Below are 3,631 nucleotides of genomic sequence, written 5' to 3' on the forward strand. Positions count from 1 at the left end.
GGTCGAGGCCGGGCTCAGTGACGAGAAACTTGCCACGCTCTGCCGTATTGCCGGCGCCTTCGACCGCGGCCTGTTCGAGGCGACCAGTGTTCGTTTCGACGCCGTCACCTGGACGCCGGGCCACGGCTCCGGCTGCTGCCACATCGCGCTGACCAACAGGGCCGGCGATCAGGAGGCAGACGATACTCGACGCGCCTCATCGAACTGAAGGACGTCGGCAACGCCGACGCTGTTCGAAAGAAGCCTGACAAGATGACAGTCGGGCCCTTCCTTGCTCTGATTGGATGCGCGAGTCGGCGGACAACGCCTCATTGAGGGGAGACGACAATGCATGTCGTGACATTGCTGAAAGCCGAGATGTTCGACGTCGAGATCGACGGCAAGCCGGCGTCGATCGCGCAGGCCTTGCCGGACTGGGATCCGCATGACCGGTTCGGCTTGGTGATCGACGATGCGCTTGGTGGCATCGGCGCGACCCATCTGCTGCAGATCGCCATCACCTCGTTCTACGATGTCAAGCCGAGCCGACGCACCGAACTGACCGTCTACCCGGAAATCTATGCCTTCCACATCGGCAAGGGCTACGGTGCGCACGCGCCCTACGATTTCTGGCCGGCGCGGCGCGAGGTCATCACCTCGCGCGATCACCGCGAGGTTCTCGACGCCATCAATGACCGCGGCATCACCAGGCTGGCCGTTCCCGATCGCCAGCCGCGCGAGGTCGTGCATCGGCCGAAGGAAGTCGATGCGGCGCTCGACCGCATCGCTTCGGCATTCGTCTATAGCCCGTCGGGCCGGGTGGTGGATCCCGATCTCATCATTTCAGGCAACGACAAGCGAACAGAATACAATCCCAACAGCGCCTTGCGGCCTCGCTACACCGACAGCCGGCCCGCGTCGGTTTCGACGGCTGCCAAGCCGGTCAAGGAAGTTGATCCGTCCTACCAGGACTGGCTCCGCAAGCGCGAGCACGACCTGACCAGCGAGGAACGCGCCTTGGTCGAACGTCGCCGCCAAGAGCTGAGAAGGGACGGCGTCGTCACCGAATCTTATCGGCGTGTCGATGTCCGCGAAGCCTTGATGCGCCTGGCATCGGCCGGGATCGGTTGAGCCTTCGTTCGATCAGTAGCCGACGGTGAAGCGCTGCCTGACGTGGGCCGGCTTCTCGATCTCGTCGACCATGACGATGGCGTAGTCCTCGAACGAAATGCTGCTGCCCTTGTCCGAAGCGAGAAGCGTGTCCCTGCCGAGACGGAATTGGCCGGTGCGCTCGCCAGGAATGAACATGGCGGACGGCGACAGGAACGTCCAGTCGAGGTCACCGACGGTCTTCTTCAGCCTGTCCAGGAAGTCGGCGCCCTTCTGCGCTTCAGCCTTGTAGATCGCTGGGAATTCCGGCGTATCGACCAGACGCTTGCCGGGTGCGACTTCGAGACTGCCGGCACCGCCGACAATGAGATAGCGCTTCACGCCGGAGGCGCGCACGGCAGCGATCAGCGCGTCGGCATCACTGTCCAGAAAATGCACGGCGCTGATCACCACATCATGGCCGCGGATCAGGTTGGCGAGACCTTCCTTGTCGAAGACATCGCCCTTCCTGGCTGTCACGCCCGGCAGCGCCGCGATCCTTTCCGGGTTACGGGCAATGCCGGTGACCGTGTGGCCGCGATCGGAGAGTTCCCTGAGAAGGCGCGAACCGACAGCGCCTGATGCGCCGATGAGAGCGACTTTTGCCATGTCTTTTCCGTTTCCTTGTTGGAGATTGCTGGTGGATGGATCACGCCGCGATGTGGGCGACGAGGTTGTCGAAGCTGCCGAACAATGCATTCGAACCGATGAGCCGGGGCGCGTCGTTGCGCATGACCGCCAGAGCGGGCACGCCATCGGCATGCAGGCGCTGGAACAGCGCGCGGCCACGGCCGACCAACTCGCGATGGGCCGTCATCAGCTCTTCCGTCGGCGCCTTCAGCAGGTCGCCGGCGCTCCTCATGCCGGCGGCGGCGAGCACCTGGGCAACGCCGTCGATCGTCACGATATCGCGGCCGTCGACATAGCGCGCGCGCTGGATCGTCTTCAGCGCGAAAAGCCGGCGGCTGGGATCTTCCAGGCCGGCAGCACTGATGCCGAGTGTGGCGGCGTGGGAGTCCAGCAAGGTGCCGCGGACATTGAGGACGTTGTGTTGATAGGCCTGCGTGAACTTCTGTCCGGTGAGCCGCTCAATGCGTTGATCGTTCGTCCAGGCGTGGGCGGCAAAACCTTCATCCATCGGACGCGCGCCGGCACCCGAGAACAAGCCGGTCGGCATCAGCTCGACGCACACGCCGCCGGCCGACAGCCTGTCCAGCATCGGGGTGGCGCCATAGCACCAGCCGCAGAGCGGATCGAAGAGGTAGGTCACTTCTGAATTGCTCAAGATCGCTGCCATCCTTGGTGCCGAAATGCCGGCCACCGACCGGTCGAATGTGTTGGCGCATCCATGACAGGCGACAGCCTTGCGATAAATAGCGTCCAATAATACAGACTGTCTGATCTGATCAGACAAAAAGGCTGTCGCTTTGGCCGAACTTCTGAACCTCAATCGGCTCGCCTACTTCACCACGGTGATGGAAACCGGCTCGTTCACCGCAGCGGCTGACCGGCTTGGTGTCGCCAAGGCCGTCGTCAGTCACCAGATCGGCAAGCTCGAGGAGGAACTGGGCGCAACGCTGCTTCAGCGCACCACACGGCGCGTCACGCCGACCGAAGAAGGTCGCGTCTTCTATGATCGCGCGATGATCATCCTGCGGGAGGCAGAGGCGGCCTATGGCGAAATCGCGCGCGGAGCGGTCGAGCCGAGCGGGACGCTGAGGCTAACCGCGCCGCTCGACTATGGCACCAAGATCGTGGCTCCGGTCATGGCCGCTTATCTGAAGGCCTATCCGCATATGCGCGTCGAGGCGATCTTCGACGACGCGGTGAGCAATCTGGTGGACGAGCAGATCGATCTCGGCATCCGCGTCGGCTGGCTCGCCGATTCCTCCAACCAGGCGCGTCGCCTGGGCACGATACGGCAAACCGTGGTGGCGAGCCCCACCTTCGCGGCAAGCCTGCCGCCCGACGTCAGCCCGACCCAGGCAAGATCGCTGGCCTGGGTCGGCAACGCCCAGCTGCGCGGCATCGGTCAATGGTTGTTTTCCAGGGATGGTGAAACCGTGCTGACCGAACTCAATCCGATCATCATGTGTGACAAGAGCCCCGCTGCCCATGCCTGCGTGCTCGCCGGCATCGGACTGGGCGTATTTCCCGACTACAGCGTCAGCGACGATATCGCGGAGGGACGGCTGGTGCCGGTGTTTGCCGACTGGAGCTTGCCCACCGGCGGCATCCATGCCGTCTTTCCGCCGGCCCGGTTYCGGCCCGCCAAGGTGCGCGCCTTCGTCGACCTGCTCGCGGCGGCCGAGAAAAACCGATCGCGCGGCCGCACCATGGCGTGACGCTTATTCGGCGACCTGTTGCAAGACGCTGCAACAGATGGGCAATTTCCGCCACATGGAAACGTCAGAGACAACTTACATTGATGGGAGAACGACGGCAAGGCGTCCAAACGCGCAACGCCCGCCGGCTTTTGGCCAGACGGGCGTTTGTGATTTGG

The 3,631-nt window shown here is 63.6% G+C and carries 4 protein-coding genes and 1 pseudogene; 3 read left to right on the forward strand and 2 right to left on the reverse strand.

Annotation, left to right across the window (positions count from 1 at the left end; translation table 11 throughout):
- Positions 1–208 (forward strand): annotated as a pseudogene (locus AC1D2G_RS34330) (hypothetical protein); the annotation flags it as partial.
- Between the two features lie 119 nt (positions 209–327).
- Positions 328–1,110 (forward strand): hypothetical protein, encoded by a 783-nt coding sequence (locus AC1D2G_RS34335; protein WP_477419619.1) that lies wholly within the window; start codon positions 328–330, stop codon positions 1,108–1,110.
- Between the two features lie 12 nt (positions 1,111–1,122).
- On the opposite strand, the gene AC1D2G_RS34340 is transcribed toward AC1D2G_RS34335, so the two are convergent.
- Together AC1D2G_RS34340 and AC1D2G_RS34345 are read right to left on the reverse strand one after the other, a co-directional pair.
- Positions 1,123–1,737, reverse strand: coding sequence for an NAD(P)-dependent oxidoreductase (locus AC1D2G_RS34340; RefSeq protein ID WP_477419621.1), 615 nt, complete (start codon positions 1,735–1,737; stop codon positions 1,123–1,125).
- Positions 1,738–1,777: 40 nt separating this feature from the next.
- The gene (locus AC1D2G_RS34345) at positions 1,778–2,425 is read right to left on the reverse strand and encodes a DsbA family protein (RefSeq protein ID WP_477419623.1); all 648 of its coding nucleotides are present in this window, start codon (positions 2,423–2,425) and stop codon (positions 1,778–1,780) included.
- A gap of 130 nt (positions 2,426–2,555) precedes the next feature.
- Here AC1D2G_RS34345 and AC1D2G_RS34350 point away from each other — a divergent pair, with 130 nt between their 5' ends.
- Positions 2,556–3,473 carry a LysR family transcriptional regulator gene (locus tag AC1D2G_RS34350; RefSeq protein WP_477419625.1) on the forward strand — a complete coding sequence of 306 codons (918 nt, stop codon included), beginning with the start codon at positions 2,556–2,558 and terminating at the stop codon, positions 3,471–3,473.
- Positions 3,474–3,631: the final 158 nt, after the last annotated feature.

This window comes from Mesorhizobium sp. P2_C7 (assembly GCF_056404515.1).

Coding starts and splice junctions, on each gene's coding strand:
- AC1D2G_RS34335 (WP_477419619.1), top strand. CDS start 328: ATGCATGTCGTGACATTGCTGAAAGCCGAGATGTTCGACGTCGAGATC.
- AC1D2G_RS34345 (WP_477419623.1), bottom strand. CDS start 2,425: ATGGCAGCGATCTTGAGCAATTCAGAAGTGACCTACCTCTTCGATCCG.
- AC1D2G_RS34340 (WP_477419621.1), bottom strand. CDS start 1,737: ATGGCAAAAGTCGCTCTCATCGGCGCATCAGGCGCTGTCGGTTCGCGC.